Genomic DNA, 20,546 nt, shown 5'->3' on the forward strand with positions numbered 1-20,546 from the left:
GACCTGGGCGGGATGGCTGACCTGCCGGGTGAGGCCGACCGGGGCGGAGGACGCTGATGGGCTGGAATAACCCGCCGATCCCGTGGTCGGAGTTCGAGCGGAGGCTCTCCGGCCGGCGCACGGGCGAGCAGGCCGACGAGCGGCCGTCGTCCAGGAAACGACCGGCGTACACCCCGGCCCCGATCGTGCAGGAGGAGGAGACGGACGGCCACGTGCCGTACGCCGAGCTGCACGCGCACACCAACTTCAGCTTCCTCGACGGCGCGAGCTCGCCGGAGGAACTGCTGGAGGAGGCGACCAGGCTGCGGCTGCACGGCCTCGCCGTCACCGACCACGACGGCCTGTACGGGGTCGTCCACCTGGCGGAGGCCGCCGAGGCGTACGAGCGGGTCAAGACCGTGTTCGGCGCCGAGCTGTCGCTGGAGCTCAGCCGCCCGCAGAACGGAGAGGCCGACCCGGAGGGCAGCCACCTCGTCGTGCTCGCCAAGAAGCAGGAGGGCTACCACCGGCTGGCGGCGGCGATCACCGACGGCCAGCTCGCCGGTGAGGAGAAGGGGCGGCCGGTCTACGACGTCGCTGAGCTGGCGCGGCGCGCATCCGGAGAGTGGATGGTGCTCACCGGCTGCCGCAAAGGAGACGTGCGCCTCGCCCTCGCCTCCGACGGCGAACGGGCCGCTGAGCGGGAGGTGGCGCGGCTCGGCGAGCTGTTCGGCCGCGACAACGTGCTGGTCGAGCTGATCGACCACGGCAACCCGCGCGACACCACGGACAACGACGTGCTCGCCCGCATCGCCGCCAGGCTCGGGATGCCCGTGGTCGCCACCAACAACGTGCACTACGCCTCCCCCGCCCAATATCCGCTGGCCTCCGCGCTGTCCGCCGTGCGCGCCCGCCGCAGCCTGGACGAGATGGACGGCTGGCTGCCCGCCTCCGACGCGGCACACCTGCGCTCCGGCCGCGAGATGGCGACGCGGTTCGCCCGCTACCCCGGCGCCGTCGAGCGCACGGTGGAGGTGGCGGACGATCTCGAGTTCCGGCTGCGCAGCGCCCGCCCGAAGCTGCCGAAGCAGGAGGTGCCGGACGACCACACCCCGATGAGCTGGCTGCGCGAGCTCACCTGGCGCGGCGCGGAGGAGCGCTACCCGGACATCGCCACCAACCAGGCCAAGCGGGAGCGCATCGCCAGGGAGCTGGACGTGATCGAGGCCAAAGACTTCCCCGGCTACTTCCTCATCGTCTACGACATCGTGCGGTTCGCCCGCAGCCAGGGCATCCTCTGCCAGGGTCGGGGCTCCGCCGCCAACTCCGCCGTCTGCTACCTGCTCGGGATCACCGCCGTCGACTCGATCAAGTACGCGCTGCCGTTCGAGCGCTTCCTGTCGAGCATGCGCGAGGAGGAGCCGGACATCGATGTCGACTTCGACTCCGACCGGCGCGAGGAGGTCATCCAGTACGTCTACCGCAAGTACGGCAGGCACAACGCGGCGCAGGTGGCGAACGTCATCACCTACCGGCCGAAGAACGCGGTGCGCGACATGGCGAAGGCGCTCGGGTACTCCACGGGGCAGCAGGACGGCTGGTCGAAGCAGATCGACTCGTGGGGTTCCATCCAGCCGACGGCCGACCACGACATCCCGGATGCGGTGGTCGGCCTGGCCAGCCAGGTGCTCAAATTCCCCAGGCACCTCGGCATCCACTCCGGCGGCATGGTGCTCACCGACCGCCCGGTCGGCGAGGTCTGCCCGATCGAGCACGCCCGCATGGAGAACCGCACCGTGCTGCAGTGGGACAAAGACGACTGCGCCTGGATGGGCCTGGTCAAGTTCGACCTGCTCGGCCTGGGGATGCTGAGCGCCATCGACTACGCCATGACGACCATCGCGCAGTCGCTCGGCGAGCAGTGGACGCTCGACAGCATCCCGAAGGAGGAGCAGGGGGTGTACGACATGCTCTGCCGCGCGGACTCGATCGGCGTGTTCCAGGTGGAGAGCAGGGCGCAGATCGGCACGCTGCCCCGCCTGCAGCCACGCGCGTTCTACGACCTGGTGATCGAGATCGCGCTCATCCGGCCCGGCCCCATCCAGGGCGGCGCCGTGCACCCGTACATCCGCAGGAAGCTCGGCCAGGAGGAGGTGACCTACCTGCATCCGGCGCTGGTGCCGGTGCTGGAACGCACGATGGGGGTGCCGCTGTTCCAGGAGCAGCTGATGCAGATGGCGGTCGCCGTCGGCGACTGCACGGCGGAGGACGCCGACCTGCTGCGGAGGGCGATGGGGTCGAAGCGCGGGCAGGAGAAGATCGGCTCGCTGCGCGACAAACTGTATGCGGGGATGGCGGGCAACGGCATCGTCGGCGACGACGCCGACGCCATCTACGCCAAGATCGAGGCGTTCGCGAACTTCGGCTTCGCGGAGAGCCACGCGATCAGTTTCGCGCTGCTCGTCTACGTGAGCTCGTGGCTGAAACTGCACTACCCGGGCGCATTCCTCGCCGCCCTGCTGCGGGCGCAGCCGATGGGGTTCTACTCGCCGCGCACACTCACCGCCGACGCGCGCAGGCACGGCGTGGTGGTCGAGCGTCCGGACATCGAACGCTCGATGGTGTTCCCCGTGCTCGAACCGATGGATGCAGCCGCCGCCGGCCCGACGGGGACCGACCCGTGCCTGGACCACGACCAGCCGGAGATCGCCCCGTTCGACCGCAGCGTGCCGCTCGACCACACACTGCACCGCAGGGACGCCGGCCATGTGGTGCGGCTGGGACTCGCGGGGGTGACGACCATCGGCGAGAAGCTGGCGGAGCGCATCGTCGCCGAACGCACATCCGGTGGCCGCTACCTGAGCCTCGGCGACCTGGCTCGGCGCGTCGGGCTGAACGTGGCCCAGCTGGAGGCGCTCGCCGCTGCCGGAGCGTTCGAGAGCTTCGGGCTGAGCCGCCGCCAGGCGATCTGGGAGGCGGGGAACGCCGCCCAGGAGAAGCCGGAGTACCTGGCGGGCACCTCGATCTCCGTGCAGCCTCCCCTGCTGCCGATGCTGAGCCCGGCCGAACAGCTGGCGAGCGACCTGTGGGCCACCGGCATCTCCACCGACGACCATCCGATCGGCTTCCTCCGCCCGCACCTGCGCGCCCGCGGCGTCTACTCGGCCGACGGCCTCACCACGGCGGAGTCCGGCAGACGCATCGAGGTCGGCGGCGTGGTCACCCACCGGCAACGCCCGGCGACGGCGGCCGGGGTCACCTTCCTCAACCTGGAAGACGAGACCGGCCTGATCAACGTGATCTGCCCCGTCGGCGTCTGGAACCGCTACCGCCGTGTCGCCCGCGAGGCCCCGGCCATGATCATCCGGGGCATGCTGGAACGCAGCGAGGAGGGCGTCGTCAACGTGATCGCCGACCGCCTGGAGCCGCTCGACGCCGGGATGCGCACGGTGTCGCGCGACTTCCGGTAGGGGCGGGTGCAGGACCGCCGCTCCGCCGCCGCTCCGCTCCACCGGACATCCCGCCCGCGCCGACCCGAAACTCCGCCCGAACGGAGCATCCGGCGGCGTGTCGCGCGACTTCTCCTCCTCGACGCCACATCGTGAATGGATGCGCGACCTCGCCTGGGACGGCTATCCCAACGCCCGCGATCTCGGCGGCCTCCCGACACCGCTCTCCCCCACCGGCGCCACCGCCTTCAGCCGGGTCGCCCGCGGTCCCCGGCGCGAACTGCTCACCGACAGCGGCTGGGCGGCGGCGAACACCTGGGGCCTCCGCACTGTGATCGACCTGCGCTGCGCGTACGAGATCGGCCGCCGCGACGGCGATCCTGCCGTCTCGCCCGGCGCCCTCAACGGCACAATCGTCATCTCCGCGCCGACGGAGGACCAATCCGACCTCGAGTTCCAACGGGTCTGCTTCCCGATCCTCGACTCACCCGAATACTGGCAGCACAACTGGCGCCTCCAGCCCCACCTCGTCCGCACCACCTTCGAAACCATTGCCGCCGCCCGGCCCGGGATGCTCGTGCACTGCAGCGCAGGACGGGACCGCACCGGCATGATCAGCGCCCTCCTGCTCGGCAACGCCGGGGTGCCGCCGGACGCCGTCGCCGACGACTACACCCGCTCCGTCCGGGCGATGGCAGGAAGCGCATCCCACGCGCCGACCACAGACCGCCAGGCGGCGTGGACTGCCGCAGAGGTGGACGACTGGCTCACCACCGCCACCCCAACGGTGCGCGAGACGGCAGAGCGTGCCGCGGAGATCTTCGACACGCTCGGTGTCGCGCATCCGGTCAGGACCCGCTTGCGCGACCTGCTCACGGCGCCCTGACCCGCGCGGCCCCGCCCGTCCTCCGGGCGCTACTCGTCCTCGAACCGCAGGTGGCGCACGCTGCGGCCGTTGCGCCGCACCAGCCGCAGCGCCTCCACGCCGATCCGGATGTGCCGCTCCACGAACATCCCGGTGACCCCACGGTCGCTCTCGGCGGTCTTCACGCCTTCGGGGATCATCGGCTGGTCGGAGACCAGCAGCAGCGCGCCGCACGGGATGCGGTTGGCGAAGCCGGCGGCGAAGATCGTCGCCGTCTCCATGTCCACCGCCATCACGCGGGTCTCGCGCAGCCTCGCCTTGAACCTCTCGTCGTGCTCCCAGACGCGGCGGTTCGTCGTGTAGACCGTGCCCGTCCAGTAGTCGTGGCCGAAGTCGCGGATCGTGGTGGAGACGCCGCGCTGCAGCTGGAAGGCGGGAAGTGCGGGCACCTCGGGCGGGAGGTAGTCGTTCGACGTGCCCTCGCCGCGGATCGCCGCGATGGGGAGGACGAGGTCGCCGAGCTGGTTCTTGCGTTTCACTCCCCCGCACTTGCCGAGGAACAGGGCCGCTTTCGGCTGCACCGCGCTCAGCAGGTCCATCACCGTCGCGGCGTTGGGGCTGCCCATCCCGAAGTTGATGATCGTGATGCCGTCGGCGGTGGCGTTCGGCATCGGCCGGTCGGCGCCGCGCACCTCCGCCCCGTACCATTCCGCGAAGCGCTGCACGTAGTCGCCGAAGTTGGTGAGCAGGATGTGGTCGCCGAAGTCCTCCAGGGCGGTCCCGGTGTAGCGGGGCAGCCAGTTGGCGACGATGTCCCTCTTGTCCTTCAAGCCGGCCACGGCCTCTCCTTCCGCCATCACACCACTCCGCTCGTGCCGAGCAGCGCGCCGATCGCGAACGTCACGATCAGCGCCAGCGCACCGCCGATCACCACCCGCAGCGTCGCCTTCTCGCGCGGGCTGCCTCCGATGTACGCGGCGACGTAACCGGTGATCGCGAGCGAGACCAGCACCACCACGAACGTGACCGGGATGCGCACCGCCTCCGGCAGCAGCAGGATCGTCAGCAGCGGCAGCAGCCCGCCGATCGTGAACGCCACGGCCGAGGCGAGCGCGGCGTGCCACGGGCTCACCACGTCGTCCTGGTCGATCCCGAGCTCGGCCGACAGATGGGCGGCGAGCACGTCGTGCTCGGTCAGCTCGATCGCGACCTGCCGCGCCGTCTCCGGCTTCAGCCCTTTGGCCTCGTAGAGCCCGGTCAGCTCGGCGAGCTCCTGTTCCGGCATCTCGGCGAGCTCTCTGCGCTCCTTCGCGATGAGGGCGTGCTCGCTGTCGCGCTGGCTGCTCACCGAGACGTACTCGCCGAGCGCCATCGAGATCGCGCCGCCGACGAGAGCAGCGACACCGGCCGTGAGGATCGGGGCGATGTCCCTCGTCGCACCGGCGACACCGACCACCACGGCGGCGACGGAGACGATGCCGTCGTTCGCGCCGAGCACTCCGGCGCGCAGCCAGTTGAGACGCTGCGCCAGACCCTCCCTGTGCGGTTCGTCGGCGTGCTGCCCGTCCACCTGTCGCTCGGTCATGCGCTCAGCCTAGGAAGTCGGAGCCCGCTGTGCCAGCATGCACAGGCTCACCTCACCCCGGCGAACCGGGCGCGAACCGGGCCCGAACCAGCCGCGCACCGGCCGTCGTCACACAGCGGAGAGAGTCAGGTTTCTGAGAGTAGACTCAGAAATCTTGTGCACCATCGAAAGGCCGCGAGTGACTACTGACCTCACAACCCTCCTCGACGACGTTCTGAAGCGGAACGCCGGAGAACCAGAATTCCATCAGGCGGCGAGGGAGGTCTTCGACTCTCTCGGCCCGGTGATCGCCAGGAATCCGCGCTACGCCGAGGCCGCCGTGCTCGAACGCCTCTGCGAGCCGGAGCGCCAGATCATCTTCCGCGTGCCGTGGACGGACGACGCCGGGCGCGTGCAGATCAACCGCGGTTTCCGCGTCGAGTTCAACTCGGCGCTCGGCCCGTTCAAGGGCGGCCTGCGGTTCCACCCGACCGTCACGCTGGGCACGGTCAAGTTCCTCGGCTTCGAGCAGATCTTCAAGAACGCCCTCACCGGCCTGCCGATCGGCGGAGGCAAGGGCGGCAGCGACTTCGACCCCAAGGGCAAGTCGGATGCGGAGGTGATGCGGTTCTGCCAGTCCTTCATGACGGAGCTGTACCGCCACCTCGGCGAGTACACGGATGTGCCCGCCGGAGACATCGGCGTCGGCGGTCGCGAGATCGGCTACCTGTTCGGCCAGTACAAGCGCATCACCAACCGCTACGAGTCCGGCGTCCTCACCGGAAAGGGGATCGGCTGGGGCGGCTCGCTCGTCCGCACGGAGGCGACCGGCTTCGGCGCCGTCGTGTTCGCCGACCGGATGCTGTCCACCCGCGGCCGCTCGTTCGACGGCGCCCGCGTGCTCGTCTCCGGATCGGGCAACGTCGCGATCTACGCCATCCAGAAGGTGCAGCAGCTCGGCGGAACCGTCGTCGCCTGCTCGGACTCCTCCGGCGTCGTCTACGACCGCGACGGCCTCGACCTCGACCTCCTGCGCGAGATCAAGGAGCAGCGCCGCGGACGGCTGAGCGACTACGCCGACGCGCGCGGCACCGCGTCCGACTACCGCGCGGGCGGCGACATCTGGGCGCTCGCCGCCGAGACGACGATCGACGTCGCCATCCCCTGCGCCACCCAGAACGAGCTCGGCGGCGATGCCGCGACGACGCTCGCCGGCAACGGTGTCGCCGCCGTCGTCGAGGGTGCCAACATGCCGTGCACCCCGGAGGCGGTCAAGGTCCTCACCGCGGCCGGCGTGCTGTTCGCGCCCGGCAAGGCCGCGAACGCAGGCGGCGTCGCCACCTCTGCGCTCGAGATGCAGCAGAACGCCTCCAGGGATGCGTGGAGCTTCGACTACGCCGAGAGCCGTCTGGCCGAGATCATGGTCGGCATCCACGACCGGTGCGCGGAGACCGCCGACGAGTACGGCGCACCGGGCGACTACGTCCTCGGCGCGAACATCGCCGGGTTCACCCGTGTCGCGGACGCGATGATCGCGATGGGCGTCATCTAGGCGGCACACCGCATCCGGAACTGCCACCCGGGCGGTCGCGCACTGCGGCCGCCCGTTGGCATACTGGGGGCACTCAGACGGAGAGGAGCACCACGTGGGCACGGTGGTCATGTACGCGTCGGTGTCGACGGACGGCTTCATCGCCGACAGCGACGACCAGCCTGGGCCGCTGTTCGACTGGCTCACCAGCGGGGACGTGCCCCTGGATGAGAGCGACGTGCTGACGGTGTCCCAGGCGTCGTACGACTACGTCCGGCCGTACTGGGACAGCATCGCGGTGACGATCGTCGGACGCCACGTCTTCGACCTGACCGACGGCTGGGACGGCCAGCCTCCCAGCGGGGTCGACCACGTGGTCGTCGTGACGCACCGGCCGGCACCGGACGGCTGGGATCCCGCAGCGCCCTTCCACTTCGTCCACGACATCGAGTCCGCCGTCGCCACAGCGCAGCGGCTCGCCGGCGACCGTGTCGTCGAGGTGCCTGCCGGGGACGTGGGCGGCCAGGTCTTCGCCGCCGGGCTGGTCGACGAGGTGCGGATGGACGTCGCGCCCGCGGTGTTCGGCACGGGCAAACGCTATTTCGGTGCGGCCGACGCGCAGCGCCTACTGGACGACCCCGCGGTGATCCAGGGCGACCGCGTGCTCCACCTGCGCTACCGCGTGCGCGGCCCGCTGGACTGAGCGCGACCGGCTACGCGCGTCCGAGCCGCTTGCGCAGGTAGTCGATGCGGGTCTGCAGCTGGGTCACGCTCGCCTGCGCGACGGCGGGGCCGCCGCAGACGCGGCGCAGCTCGGCGTGGATGAGCCCGTGCGGCTCCCCCGTGTTCTTCGAGTACAGCCCGACCAGGCTGTTCAGCAGGCTGCGCTGCTCCTTGAGGTTGCGGTACAGCGGCGCGGGCGGGTGTCCCTCCGCGGACTGCGGGCGGGAGCTGGTGCGGCGCGCCTGCCGCTGCTGCCGCTGCGTGAGCAGTTCGTGCACTTGCTCGGGTTCCAGGATACCCGGCAGCCCGATGAAGTCGAGCTCCTCGTCGCTGCCAGGAACGGCGAAGCTGCCGAACTCCTGCCCGTCGTAGAGCACCCTGTCGAAGTTGGCCTCGGAACCGAGCGCTTCGAACGAGAACTCGTCCATCAGGCCCTCGGACGCGCGCTCCTGCCGGTTGGCCTCCGCCATCATGGCGTCTTCCGGGTTGAAGAAGTCGCCCTCGGCGTTCTCGTCGGTCGGCCGGTCGAGCGCGTGGTCGCGCTCCAGTTCGAGCGCGTTCGCCAGAGCCATCAGCGTCGGGACGTTCGGCAGGAACACCGACGCCGTCTCGCCGCGACGCCTGGCCCGCACGAAGCGCCCGATCGCCTGCGCGAAGAACAACGGAGTGGATGCGCTGGTCGCGTACACGCCCACCGCCAGCCGCGGCACGTCGACGCCCTCCGACACCATCCGCACCGCGACCATCCACCGGGAGGTGCCTGCGGCGAACTCCGCGATCCTGTCGCTCGCCTCCTTCTCGTCGGAGAGCACGACCGTGACCGGCTCCCCGGAGATCTGCTGCAGCAGGTCGGCGTACGCGCGCGCCGCGTAGTGGTCGGTGGCGATGACGAGACCGCCGGCATCCGGGATGGCGTTGCGCACCTCGGTGAGCCGGCGATCCGCGGCGTTCAGCACGGCCGGGATCCACTCGCCGCGCGGATCGAGGGCGGTGCGCCAGGCCTGCGAGGTGATGTCTTTGGTGTTGCCCTCGCCGAGCCGCGCCTCCATTTCGTCGCCGGTCTTGGTGCGCCAGCGCATGTGCCCGGCGTAGACGAGGAAGATCACCGGACGCACGACGCCGTCGGCGAGAGCGCGGCCATAGCCGTAGTTGTAGTCGGTGAGGGAGGTGCGAATGCCCGCTTTGTCTGGCAGGTAGGTCACGAACGGGATGGGCGCCGTGTCGGAGCGGAACGGCGTACCGGTGAGCGAGAGCCGCCTGGTGGCCCGCTCGAACGCCTCCCGGATGCCGTCTCCCCAGCTGAGCGCATCCCCGCCGTGGTGCACCTCGTCGAGGATGACCAGGGTGCGGTAGTTCTCGGTGATGTCTTTGTGCAGGCTGGGCCGCATCGCGACCTGCGCGTACGTGACGGCGACGCCCTTGAAGTGGCGGGCGTACCGGCCGTCGGAGTTCTTGAACTCGGGATCGAGGTGCAGGCCGACGCGCTCGGCAGCCTCCGCCCACTGCCGCTTCAGGTGCTCGGTCGGGGCGACGACGGTGATCCGCTCGACGACGCGCCGCGCGAGCAGTTCGGTGGCGAGGCGCAGCGCGAACGTGGTCTTTCCCGCGCCGGGCGTCGCCGCCGCGAGGAAGTCGCGGGGTTCGTTCTCGAAGTACGCGTCGAGGGCCTCGGCTTGCCACGCACGCAGTTTTCCCGCTGTTCCCCAGGCCGCGCGCTCCGGGAAGGAGGGCGACAGGTGTTCAGCAGCGAAGGTTCCGGCGTGCGCACCAGGGCGAAGCGAGGTATCGGGTTCGGTCGGCTGTTCCACTTGGATCAAATCTACCGGCTCCCACCGACACTCGCTCACCCGGCGGAACGGCCCGGGCGTGCCGTCTGCGTGCCTCCTGCGTCCCGTCTGAGTGCGGCCCGAACGTGCGCCCAGGATGCCAAGGTGCAGAATGAAGGTATGTCCGAAGCGCAGCATCCGTGGTCCCGCTACGTCGCCATCGGCGATTCGTTCACGGAAGGGATCGGCGACCCTGAGCCGGGCAGCCCCGGCGGACACCGCGGCTGGGCCGACCGCGTCGCCGAGGTGCTGAGCAGCCAGACCGACGACTTCGCATACGCCAACCTCGCCGTGCGCGGCAAGCTGATCAAGCAGATCCTGGATGAGCAGGTCGCCCCGGCGGTCGCCCTGCGTCCCGACCTGATCACCATCTCCGCCGGCGGCAACGACGTCATCCGGCCCGGCACGGACCCCGACCAGATCGCCGCGCTGTTCGACCAGGCCGTCTCACAGCTCAGCGCCGACGGGGCGACCGTCGTCGTGTTCACCGGTGTCGACGTCGGCTTCTCCCCCGTGTTCCGCGGCATCCGCGGCAAGGTCGCGATCTACAACGAGAACGTGCGCGCCGTCGCGGCCAAGTACGACGCGATCGTGGCAGACCAGTGGTCACTGACCGAGATCCAGGACCAGCGGATGTGGGCGCCGGACCGCCTCCACCTCGCCCCGCTCGGGCACCACACCGTCGCCCGCATGGTGCTCGCGGCGCTCAACGTCGAGAACGACCTGCAGCCGTTGCAGCCGGAGCCGCTGCCGCCGCGCACCTGGCGCCAGGCCCGCTCGGAGGACATCTCCTGGGCGCGCGAATACCTCGTGCCCTGGGTGGTCCGGCGCATCCGCCACCAGTCCTCCGGCGACCACGTCCTCCCCAAGCGCCCGGACGCGGGCCCCTTCCGCCTCCCCTAGCCCCGCCGATCGAGCTGAGGCGCGCGCGGGTCAGGCGCCGAGGCCGCCCGGGTGGGCGAGGCGCCAGCCGAGGCCGGGGTCCGGGACGTCCTTCGCGAGCGCGAGCTGGGCGGTCTGGGTCTTGCCGTTGAGGGTGAAGGTGACCTGACCGACCACGTCGCCCTTGCGGCCCGACTGGATCGTGCGCGTCTGCATGTCCACCTGGATGGGCGTGTCCGACCACACGACGAAGCTCTTCGTCGAGGTGGAGACGAGGGCGGATTTCGCTCCCCAGGGGGTCGAGTACGTGCCGTACTGCTGCCCGACGGTCGACGCATCCACCTGGTGGAAGCCGCCCTTCATGCTGACAAGCAGCGCCTTGACGGCCGCCCACAGGTCGTCGTGGGTCGGTGCGCCGAGCACGGCGCCGACCACGCGCACCTTGTTGCTTCCCACGCCGATCTCCGCGGAGAACAGGAGGCAGTTGCCCGCCTCGTCGGTGTTGCCCGTCTTGATCCCGTCGATGCCCTCGAAGCCGAGCAGTGTGTTCGTGTTGTCCTGCGCGCCTGCGCCGGGGAGGGTCGCGGACTTCTGCGACACGATCGAGGAGAGCACGGGGTCGGCGAGCACGAGCTTGCCGATGCCGATCAGGTCTTTCGTGGTGCTGACGCTGCCGGGGTCGAGGCCGTCCGGGCTGGTGAGGTGGGTGCCGGTGAACTTCTTGTCCGCCAGCCACCCGTTCGCCGCCTTCACGAACTTGTCCGTGGAGCCGTACGCCCAGTTGGCCAGCGAGATCGCGTAGTTGTTCGCCGACGGCAGCAGCATCGCGGTGAGCGCCTGCTTCTCGGTCATCGAGGTGCCGGCGACGACCGGCGCCCACGATCCGCCGTCGGCGATCACCTGGTTCCAGATGTCGACGTCCTTCTGGGTGAAGTCGATCGTCGGGCCTTCCGACCCTCCACTGATCGGCTTCGCGTCGAGCACGACGAGCGCGGTGATCGTCTTCGTCACGCTCGCGATCGGCAGGCTCTTGTCGCTGCCGTGGTATTCGGTGGCACCGTCCACATCCGGGGCGGAGATGGCGCTCGCACCCCATCCCGGCCAGGCCAGCTGGGCGGCCGGCTGCGCGATGCTCTTCTCGTGCTGCACCACGGCGGCGGTCGCAGGCACCGGCCCGAACAGCGAGCCGGACAGGTACATCAGGCTGGCGAGGACGACCCCGACGAGGCTGAAGACGACGATCCGGCGACGGCGGTACACCTGGGGGGACACACGGCGAGGCTGGTCTGACACCCGAGAATTGTATGCGGGGCTACCGAGGCGTCGGCTGAGAACGCGCGGTCAACGCGTCAACGCCCAGAGTGCGACAGCACTCGCCGACGCCACGTTGAGCGAGTCGACCCCGTGCAGCATCGGGATGGTCACCACCGTGTCCGCCGCGGCCAGCGCTCTCCTGCTCAGCCCGTCGCCCTCCGACCCGAGCACGAGCGCCACCCGCTCGGGAGCGTCCGACGCGTACGCCCCGAGTTCGACGGCGTCGTCGGCGAGAGCGAGCGCAGCGATCTCGAACCCGGCGTCGTGCAGGATCGGCGCTGCCTCGTCCCACTCCGGGATGCGCGTCCACGGCACCTGCAGCACTGTGCCCATGCTGACGCGCACGCTCCTGCGGTACAGCGGGTCCGCGCAGCGCGGGCTCACCAGCACGGCGTCGGCGCCGAGGCCGGCGACCGAGCGGAAGATCGCCCCGACGTTGGTGTGGTCGACGATGTCCTCCAGCACCACGACGCGCCGGGCATCCCTGAGCAGGTCGGCGGGGTCGGGCAGTACCGGGCGGTGCATCGCCGCCAGGGCCCCACGGTGCAGGTGGTAGCCGGTGAGCTCTTCGAGCACGCCGCTCGCTCCGACGAACACCGGCACGTCCGGGTATCCGGCCAGCAGCGGTTCGATGTCTGCCAGCCACTGCTCCTGCAGCAGCACGGAGCGCGGGCGGTGCCCGGCTGCCAGTGCGCGCGTGATCACCTTCGACGACTCCGCGATGTACAGGCCTCCCTCCGGCTCGCTGACGCGGCGCAGGGCCACGTCGGTGAGCCGCGAGTAGTCGGCGAGCCCGTCGGTGGTCAGGTCGGTGATGCGTTCGATGCGCACGGCTGGGGCCTCTCGTTCAGCACCGGAGGATCGCGGTGCAGCTTACAGATTGCCAGTCGTCGGAAACATTCCGGAAAACTCGCGTGTTTAGACTTCTGACAGAACCGACTGGAGGATGCCTGTGGCAACGGTGACGACGGAGCTCTCTCCCGAACTGGCCAGAGACCTGGACGCGACGGTCGACCTGCTGAGCGGCCGCCGCTTCGCCATGCTCACCGGGGCCGGCGTCTCGACGGACTCCGGCATCCCCGACTACCGCGGCGAGGGCGCGCCGAAGCGCACGCCGATGACGTTCCAGCAGTTCCTCGCCGACGACGGTTTCCGCAAACGGTACTGGGCGGGCAGCCACCTCGGCTACCGCCGGTTCGCCGCCGCGGCCCCGAACGACGGCCACCGCGCCATCGCGGCGCTCGAGCTCGGCGGCGCGGCCAACGGCGTCATCACCCAGAACGTGGACGGCCTGCACAAGCAGGCGGGCTCCCGCAAGGTGGTCGACCTGCACGGCGCGATGGATCGGGTGCTCTGCCTGGTCTGCGGCCAGATCTTCGCCCGTGAGGCCATCGCCGCGCGCATCGAGAAGGCCAACCCGTGGCTGGACGCGGACGGCGCCGTCGAGATCGCCCCGGACGGCGACGCGATCGTCACAGACGTGGATGCGTTCCAGGTGCCGGACTGCACGGTCTGCGGTGGTCGCCTCAAGCCGGACGTGGTGTTCTTCGGCGAGTTCATCCCTGCGGAGAAGTACCGGGAGGCGAGTGCGCTCGTCCGCAGCTCGGAGGCACTGATCATCGCCGGGTCGTCCCTGGCGGTCAACTCGGGCATCCGGTTGCTGGAGGAGGCGAGGCGGCGCAAGCTGCCGATCGTCATCATCAACAGGGGCGACACCAAGGGCGACGGTCGCGCGACCATTAAGCTGAACGCAGGGACGACGGAGACACTCGTCGAACTCGCGGCGAGGCTCACCTAGCCCAGCCGCCGCCTCCGCGTCCTCGCCTGAAAGGACGCGCGTGACCAGAATCTCCCTTGTTCGCCACGGTCAGACCGACTGGAACCTCGCCAAACGCATCCAGGGGTCGAGCGACATCCCGTTGAACGACACGGGGCGCGAGCAGGCGGAGGCCACGGGCCGCGCGCTCGCGGGCGGCAGCTATGACGCCATCTACGCGAGCCCCCTGAGCCGCGCGAGCGAGACGGCGAGCATCATCGCGTCGCACACCGGTCTGGATGCTCCCGTCCCCCTTCCCGAGGTCGCGGAACGCAGCTACGGCGACGCGGAGGGCCTCACCGGCGCCGAGATCCTGGCCCGCTGGCCGGAGGGCACGCCCGTGCCCGGCCGCGAATCCCGCGACGAAGTCGTCGAGCGCGCCCTCCCTGCCCTGCTGGAGCTCGGGGAGCGGCACCAGGGCGAGTCCGTCATCGTGGTCAGCCACGGCGGCGTGATCGGCTCCCTGGTGCGCCACGTCACCGATCACGCGCTGCCCGGCCCCGGCGAGGTCATCCCGAACGGCTCCGTGCACGAGTTCGTCTACGAGGACGGCACGCTCACGCTCGACCGCTTCAACCTCCACCCGGAGGACAGGGACCTGTTCACGGCGTCGGTGCTCTGAGCCGCGCTCAGCCCTCCGCTACATCCCTCCGCACGGCGTGAGCCCCTCGACCTCCGTCGTCAGGACGGTCGGGCCACCGATCAGGGTGACCGTGCGGACGCCGAGGCGGCCCATGTCGGCCAGCACACCGGTCGGCACGCAGCTGCCGGGAGCGAGGAACAGCGGCGAGGACGTCTTGCCTGCCCAGCTGCTCGCCGCGAGGGCATCCGGGTAGCCGAAGCCGGTGGCGATGATCGCCCTGGATGCGGTGGGGTAGGTGGTCACGTTGACCGCCTCCGCCGTGGAGTACCTGTCCGATCCGGCGAGACGGCTGACCGTGAAGCCGCTCTGCGTCAGCGAGTACTCCACACCGCTCGAGATCACCGACGTTCCGCCGACCAGTTCGACCTTCGTCGCCCCGAGCGACCTCAGCAACGCCGTCGTCGCCGCGTCAGCGGAGTCCGCAGCGCCGTTGACGAGCAGCACGGGAGCGCCCTTCGAGCCCGCAGCCCCTCCGGCCGACAGCGCATCCGGGAAGTTCAGCCCGGAGGCCAGGTACACGGTGGTCGCAGACGAGAACGCCCCCGTCACGACGGAGCGCGAGGTGGAGAACCGGTCGTCACCCGCTGCGCGGCTCACCGTCGCCGACGGCGCCGCCGAGCGCAGCTGGCTCAGCACGTGGTCGGAGACGGATGCTGCGCCACCGGCGACCACGATCTTCGCCGGCTTGAGCCGTGCAACCTCCGCCGCGACATCCGGCGTGAGCCCGGTCGGCGGTGTGAGCAGCAGCGGGCCGCCGCGCTTCACCGCTGCCGGTCCTGCCGCCAGCGCATCCGGATAGTTCAGGCCGGAGGCGACGTAGACGACCGGCGCCGTGCCGGGGAACGCCTTCTTCGAGACGGCCACCGAGGTCGCGAAGCGGTCGCTGCCCGCCACCCGGTCGGTGGTGATCTTCCGCACTACGGACACGAGCGTGTTGCCCGCGTTCGCACCGGAGACGTACACGGACCCTGTCGCCTGGTTCACGGCGATACCGGCCGGCGTCGGCACGGGGACATAGCCGACCACCGTCTTCGACGCGGTGGTGACCGCGAGCACCGCGTTCGCGGTTCCGCCCTCGAACGGCTGCGAGACGGCGACGTAGAGCGTGCCGGCCGTCTGGTCGACCTGGAGCGCCTCCGCCTGGGCGGGAAGGCCGATGGTCGCGGTCACGGCCGAGCCCCCGCGCGGCACGATCGCCAGCTCGTACGCGGACGAGAACGCCGACGTGCGACGCGAGATGTACACGACGCCCGTGGACGGGTCGACGGTTGCGACGTGCGCGATCCCCGTCAGCGCTATGGTTCCTGTCGACGCGTTCGTCGCCGTGCTGAAGGCGAACAGCGTGGAGTCCGTCGGCGACGACGTCACCGCGTACACGACGCCTCCGGCGGGGTCGATGGCGATCCCGGCCGGTTGCTGCTGTGTGGCCGGGAGCGCGACCGGCGTCGGCGTGACAGCCGTACCGCCGACCGCGGTGGCGATCTGCGCGGCGGTCAGCACCAGGAAGGATGGCGTCTGAGCTGCGCCCACCTGGCGGTCCCCGACGACGTAGACGGAGCCCGTCGCGGTGTCGACGGCGATCCCGCTGTCCCCGCTGGAACCGATCAGATGCACGGCGCCGAGCTGGATGGTCGCCACCTGCGTCAGGCTCGTGGTGCTGAACACCGCGAGCGAGGTGGTCCCGGCGTCCAGGTCCTCGACCGTGACGTAGACGAGGTGCCGCGCCTCATCGATGGCGACTCCCTCCGGGATGACCGGCAGAGGCAGCGTCTTCGTCAGAGAGCCGTCGGTGAGGTCGACCACGGACAGGTCGCTGTGCGCGCGTTCCGTCACCAGCGCGAACAGGGTGTTCGTGCCCTGATCGACCGCCATGGTGGGGATCGTCGCGATCCCGTCGCCACCACCAGGAACCACAGGGATCGTGTTCACCACCCGGTACAGGTCCTGGCTCGCGTTCGCGGGCAGCGCCCCCAGCACGGCTCCCGCCATCGCGGTCACCGCCACGATCCCGACGGCAGCGGCCGTCCTCCCCCAGCGTCGCATCGACATTCCCCGTCCCCCTCTTCGAAGTGTGCACCACTGCACATCGACGCGATTATGACATCAATCGAGCTTTCGTTTCGCCCTCGCGGCCGCCGCGGTGAGCACCGTGAGAAGATGTTCAGACGACGCGTCCCAGGTGAAGCGCTCCGCTTCGCGTTTCGACGCGGCCGATCGTGCGGCCCAGACGCCCTCCTCCTCCAGGTGCCGGATGCGCGCGGCGGCCTGCTCGGCGGAGTCCGCTTCGAAGAACAGCGCGGCCTCTCCCCCGATCTCCCGGAAGATCGGGATGTTGCTGACCACCACGGGCGTGCCGAGGGTCATCGCCTCGACCAGCGGGATGCCGAACCCCTCGTCGCGCGACGCGGTCACCAGGGCCGTGGCCGCCGCGACCGTGTCCGCATACTCCTCGTCGCTCGCCCCGTTGTGGAACACAATCCGCGCCTCCGGGGCGACGGCGGCCAGCCTGGCGCGCTCCGCGTCGCTCACCCTGCTCATCAGGTGCAGCTCGTAGTCGGGAAGCAGCGCTGCGGCGCGCACGAGCGTCTCGACGTTCTTGTACGGCATGAACGAGCCCATGTAGACCAGCGATTTCGTCTCCGGGCTGGTACGGGATGCGCGGACAGGGTCGAGCTCCGGCATGTCGGCGGCGTTCGGCACCACGTGCACGGGCCGCCTGGTCAGCTTGTGCTCGGCGATCAGCTGCTTGGTGGTCTGCGAGACCGTCACCACCGCATCCGACCGGTTGAGCAGCATCCGCTGCGGCCACCAGGCCAGGTGGTACAGCCGCCACAGCAACCGGATGGGCGCAGGCAGGTCGCGCGGTGGCGTGCGGTTGCGGTAGTAGATGAGGTCGTGCACAGTGAGCACCAGCCGGTAGCGGCGGCCCCAGCCGCCCATCGTCTGCATCGGCGTGAACACCACGTCCGGCTTCAGCCGGTTGACCTGCTTGGCCACCCACGGCTCTCCCGCGCTGGTCGGTGAGCCGATCAGCTCCCACGGCAGGTTCGGCAGCATCTCCAGCTGGCGGTGGTCGCTGATCAGCATGGTGACGGGGTGGCGTTTCGCCAGGGCGGCGACGAGCCCGGCCGTGTACCGGCTGATCCCGTCGTGGCGGCCGATTCTGGTGTAGCGGCAGTCGAACACGATCTTCATGCCAGGAAGTCCTCGATCGCTCTGGCGGCCTCTGCCGGGGTCTCGTAGTGGATGAGGTGGCCGACGCCGGGGATGACGACGAGCCGCGCATCCGGGAACAGCTTCTGCAGCCGGTACTGGGCGGAGATGGGCGTGATGTCGTCCTTCTGCGCCGCCACCAGTAGGGTCCGCTCCCGGATGCGCGCCGCGTACTCGCTGACGTCGTGCGACACCGAAGCGGTGAACGCGTCGAGCACCACATCCCTGTCGCTGAACGCGCTGAAGTAGCGGTCGTGCTGGTCGTGGATCCAGCGCCGAAGCGATTTGTCTTTGGTCTTCGCCATCGTCACGCTCATCACGCGCACGATCGCGCGGTTGCGCAGCAGGCCGAAGCCGAGGCCACGGGGCAGCGCTGCCGCGAGCCAGTAGTAGAAGATCGCGAGGCGCGTCATGATGCCGCGCGGTCCTTCGAGCGCCGGCTGGCCGATCGGGTTGACCAGGACGACGTCGTGCGGGTGCAGCGCATCCGGTGCCGCCTCCTCCGCCAGGGCCGCCGACACCACGATGGAACCGAACGAGTGGCCGAGCAGCACGAACCTGCCGTCGATCCCGAGTGATCCGACGAACGCCCGCAGCCAGCGCGCATACCCGTCGATGTCGTGCTTCGCCTGCGTCAGAGGGGTGGATGCCCCGAAGCCCGGCAGGTCGGGCGAGATCATCCGCACGCCGCGCAGCTGGGCGACCACCGGCTCCAGGCCGTGGTGGTCGCCGCGGAAGCCGTGGACCAGCACGAGCGTCGTCGGCGCCGACGGGTCTCCGTAGTCCCAGTACCTGGTGGTGCCGCCGAGGATCGACACCTCGGCCGTGCGCACCGGTAGACGGTCGAGCGCGTCGGCGTATGGTGAAGCAGTATGTGCGGAGGAAGGGCTCATCGCAGACCAGTCTAGGCAGCGCGGATGCCACCCCCGGCAATGTGCTCACAGGACTGGACACGGCACTATCGCGACCACCTAGACTCGACTGGTTGTAATCGCTTGCAGTCGGCCACCGTGCCGGAAGGAGAACCGTGAGTTTCACTGCGCCCATCACGCTGCCCGGGCTCACCCTCGACCCGCAGTGGTACCGCCGGTCGGTGTTCTACGAGGTCATGGTGCGGTCGTTCGTCGACAGCAACGGAGACGGGTCGGGTGACCTCGCCGGGCTCACCTCGAAGCTCGATTACCTGCAGTGGCTCGGCATCGACGCGCTCTGGCTCCCGCCGTTCTTCCAGTCGCCGCTGCGCGACGGTGGATACGACGTGTCGGACTTCCGGGCGATCCTGCCCGAGTTCGGCACGATCGACGAGTTCCGCGACCTCGTGACCAAGGCGCACGAGCGCAACATGCGCATCATCATCGACCTGCCGATGAACCACACCTCCGACCAGCACGAGTGGTTCCAGCAGTCCCGCTCCGACCCGGAGGGGCCGTACGGCGACTTCTACGTCTGGAACGACACTGACGACAAGTGGCCGGACATCCGCATCATCTTCGTCGACACCGAGGACTCCAACTGGGCGTTCGACGAGGCGCGCCGCCAGTACTACTTCCACCGTTTCTTCTCGCACCAGCCCGACCTCAACTTCGAGAACCCGGCCGTGCACGATGCGATGTTCGACATCGTCCGGTTCTGGCTCGACCTCGGCGTCGACGGCTTCCGGCTGGATGCGATCCCCTACCTCTACGAGTCCGACGAGGGCAACGGCGAGGGCGAGCCGAAGACGCACGACTTCATCAAGAAGCTGCGCGAGATGGTCGACCGCGAGTACCCGGGCCGCATGATGGTCGCCGAGGCGAACCAGTGGCCGCGCGAGGTCGCCGCGTTCTTCGGAACGGAGGAGGAGCCGGAGTGCCACATGGCGTTCGACTTCCCCGTCATGCCGCGCATCTTCTACGCCCTGCGCTCGCAGCAGTCCGCCGAGCTGGTCAGGGTGCTGTCCGAGACGCTCGACGTGCCGGACGGCTCCGCCTGGGGCGTCTTCCTCCGCAACCACGACGAGCTGACGCTCGAGATGGTCAGCGAGGAGTACCGGCAGGCCATGTACGGCTGGTACGCATACGACCCACGGATGCGCGCCAACATCGGCATCCGGCGCCGCCTCGCTCCCCTGCTCGACAACTCGCGCGCCGAACTCGAACTGGCGCACGCCCTGCTGTTCTCCCTCCCGGGCAGCCCGTTCCTCTACTACGGCGACGAGATCGGGATGGGCGACAACATCTGGCTGCCCGACCGCGACAGCTCTCGCACGCCGATGCAGTGGACGCCGGACCGCAACGCCGGCTTCTCCACCGCAGACCCCGGCAAGCTCTTCCTGCCCGTCGTCCAGTCGCTGGTGTACCACTACAACCAGGTGAACGTGGAGGCGCAGCTGGCCCAGTCGCGCTCGCTGCTGCACTGGATCCGCAACGTGATCCACGTGCGGAAGGCGCATCCGGTGTTCGGGCTCGGCACGATCCGGGTGCTGCAGACCAACCACGAGTCCGTGCTGGCGTTCGTGCGCTCGTACGAGGGCAGCGGTTCGCACTTCGGCGACCAGCCGGAGGACGTGCTGTGCGTGTTCTCGTTCGCGCACAACCCGGTCTCGGTCTCGCTGGAGGCGCCGGAGTTCGCCGGAGCGACCCTGTACGACCTGTTCGGCGGCGCGGAGTTCCCGACCGTCGCGGAGGACGGCCGGTTCACGCTGACGCTCGGCACGCAGAACTTCTACTGGCTGCACATCGAGCCCCGCCACAGCTGAGCAT

Annotated in this window: 16 protein-coding genes; 8 read left to right on the forward strand and 8 right to left on the reverse strand. The window is 69.8% G+C overall.

Annotated features, from left to right (window positions below; genetic code table 11):
• Positions 1-56 precede the first annotated feature (56 nt).
• Both ACN6M5_RS04310 and ACN6M5_RS04315 read left to right on the forward strand, forming a co-directional pair.
• Positions 57-3,449 carry an error-prone DNA polymerase gene (locus tag ACN6M5_RS04310; RefSeq protein ID WP_434948632.1) on the forward strand — a complete coding sequence of 1,131 codons (3,393 nt, stop codon included), beginning with the start codon at positions 57-59 and terminating at the stop codon, positions 3,447-3,449.
• A 139-nt stretch (positions 3,450-3,588) separates the two neighbouring features.
• The gene (locus ACN6M5_RS04315; RefSeq protein ID WP_434948633.1) at positions 3,589-4,314 is read left to right on the forward strand and encodes a tyrosine-protein phosphatase; all 726 of its coding nucleotides are present in this window, start codon (positions 3,589-3,591) and stop codon (positions 4,312-4,314) included.
• Between the two features lie 29 nt (positions 4,315-4,343).
• On the opposite strand, the gene ACN6M5_RS04320 is transcribed toward ACN6M5_RS04315, so the two are convergent.
• Together ACN6M5_RS04320 and ACN6M5_RS04325 are read right to left on the reverse strand one after the other, a co-directional pair.
• Positions 4,344-5,132: an AMP nucleosidase gene (locus tag ACN6M5_RS04320; RefSeq protein ID WP_434948634.1), complete on the reverse strand. Its 789-nt coding sequence runs from the start codon at positions 5,130-5,132 to the stop codon at positions 4,344-4,346.
• Positions 5,133-5,149: 17 nt separating this feature from the next.
• Positions 5,150-5,878: a VIT1/CCC1 transporter family protein gene (locus ACN6M5_RS04325; RefSeq protein ID WP_434948635.1), complete on the reverse strand. Its 729-nt coding sequence runs from the start codon at positions 5,876-5,878 to the stop codon at positions 5,150-5,152.
• Positions 5,879-6,056: 178 nt separating this feature from the next.
• Here ACN6M5_RS04325 and gdhA point away from each other — a divergent pair, with 178 nt between their 5' ends.
• Entirely contained in the window at positions 6,057-7,409 is a 1,353-nt protein-coding gene (gdhA, locus tag ACN6M5_RS04330; RefSeq protein ID WP_434948636.1) for an NADP-specific glutamate dehydrogenase, read from the forward strand.
• 94 nt (positions 7,410-7,503) lie between these two features.
• Complete coding sequence (locus tag ACN6M5_RS04335) at positions 7,504-8,091, forward strand: dihydrofolate reductase family protein (protein WP_434948637.1); 588 nt, start codon at positions 7,504-7,506, stop codon at positions 8,089-8,091.
• 10 nt (positions 8,092-8,101) lie between these two features.
• Here ACN6M5_RS04335 and ACN6M5_RS04340 read toward each other — a convergent pair whose 3' ends face one another.
• Positions 8,102-9,919: a DEAD/DEAH box helicase gene (locus tag ACN6M5_RS04340; protein WP_434948638.1), complete on the reverse strand. Its 1,818-nt coding sequence runs from the start codon at positions 9,917-9,919 to the stop codon at positions 8,102-8,104.
• A gap of 138 nt (positions 9,920-10,057) precedes the next feature.
• On the opposite strand from ACN6M5_RS04340, the gene ACN6M5_RS04345 reads away from it, so the two are divergent.
• Complete coding sequence (locus ACN6M5_RS04345) at positions 10,058-10,840, forward strand: SGNH/GDSL hydrolase family protein (RefSeq protein WP_085370626.1); 783 nt, start codon at positions 10,058-10,060, stop codon at positions 10,838-10,840.
• A gap of 30 nt (positions 10,841-10,870) precedes the next feature.
• Here ACN6M5_RS04345 and ACN6M5_RS04350 read toward each other — a convergent pair whose 3' ends face one another.
• Both ACN6M5_RS04350 and ACN6M5_RS04355 read right to left on the reverse strand, forming a co-directional pair.
• Positions 10,871-12,112 carry a D-alanyl-D-alanine carboxypeptidase family protein gene (locus ACN6M5_RS04350; protein WP_434948639.1) on the reverse strand — a complete coding sequence of 414 codons (1,242 nt, stop codon included), beginning with the start codon at positions 12,110-12,112 and terminating at the stop codon, positions 10,871-10,873.
• Positions 12,113-12,160: 48 nt separating this feature from the next.
• Positions 12,161-12,964: a TrmH family RNA methyltransferase gene (locus ACN6M5_RS04355; RefSeq protein WP_434948640.1), complete on the reverse strand. Its 804-nt coding sequence runs from the start codon at positions 12,962-12,964 to the stop codon at positions 12,161-12,163.
• A 121-nt stretch (positions 12,965-13,085) separates the two neighbouring features.
• Between ACN6M5_RS04355 and ACN6M5_RS04360 the strand changes: the two genes are divergently transcribed.
• Positions 13,086-13,931 (forward strand): Sir2 family NAD-dependent protein deacetylase, encoded by an 846-nt coding sequence (locus ACN6M5_RS04360; protein ID WP_085370629.1) that lies wholly within the window; start codon positions 13,086-13,088, stop codon positions 13,929-13,931.
• 40 nt (positions 13,932-13,971) lie between these two features.
• The gene (locus ACN6M5_RS04365; RefSeq protein WP_434948641.1) at positions 13,972-14,571 is read left to right on the forward strand and encodes a histidine phosphatase family protein; all 600 of its coding nucleotides are present in this window, start codon (positions 13,972-13,974) and stop codon (positions 14,569-14,571) included.
• Positions 14,572-14,589: 18 nt separating this feature from the next.
• Here ACN6M5_RS04365 and ACN6M5_RS04370 read toward each other — a convergent pair whose 3' ends face one another.
• Genes ACN6M5_RS04370 through ACN6M5_RS04380 form a run of 3 tightly spaced genes read right to left on the reverse strand, consistent with a single transcriptional unit; the run spans position 14,590 to position 18,698 of the window.
• Entirely contained in the window at positions 14,590-16,641 is a 2,052-nt protein-coding gene (locus ACN6M5_RS04370; RefSeq protein ID WP_434948642.1) for a cell wall-binding repeat-containing protein, read from the reverse strand.
• A 54-nt stretch (positions 16,642-16,695) separates the two neighbouring features.
• A complete protein-coding gene (locus ACN6M5_RS04375; protein WP_434948643.1) occupies positions 16,696-17,787 on the reverse strand; it encodes a glycosyltransferase family 4 protein in 1,092 nt (363 codons plus the stop codon).
• A complete protein-coding gene (locus tag ACN6M5_RS04380; protein ID WP_434948644.1) occupies positions 17,784-18,698 on the reverse strand; it encodes an alpha/beta fold hydrolase in 915 nt (304 codons plus the stop codon). Before ACN6M5_RS04380 ends, ACN6M5_RS04375 begins: the two co-directional genes overlap by 4 nt.
• Before the next feature lie 134 nt (positions 18,699-18,832).
• On the opposite strand from ACN6M5_RS04380, the gene treS reads away from it, so the two are divergent.
• Positions 18,833-20,542: a maltose alpha-D-glucosyltransferase gene (gene treS / locus ACN6M5_RS04385; protein ID WP_434948645.1), complete on the forward strand. Its 1,710-nt coding sequence runs from the start codon at positions 18,833-18,835 to the stop codon at positions 20,540-20,542.
• Positions 20,543-20,546 lie beyond the last annotated feature (4 nt).

It is taken from the genome of Leifsonia araucanica (assembly GCF_051161895.1).
Classification (GTDB): Bacteria; Actinomycetota; Actinomycetes; order Actinomycetales; family Microbacteriaceae; genus Leifsonia.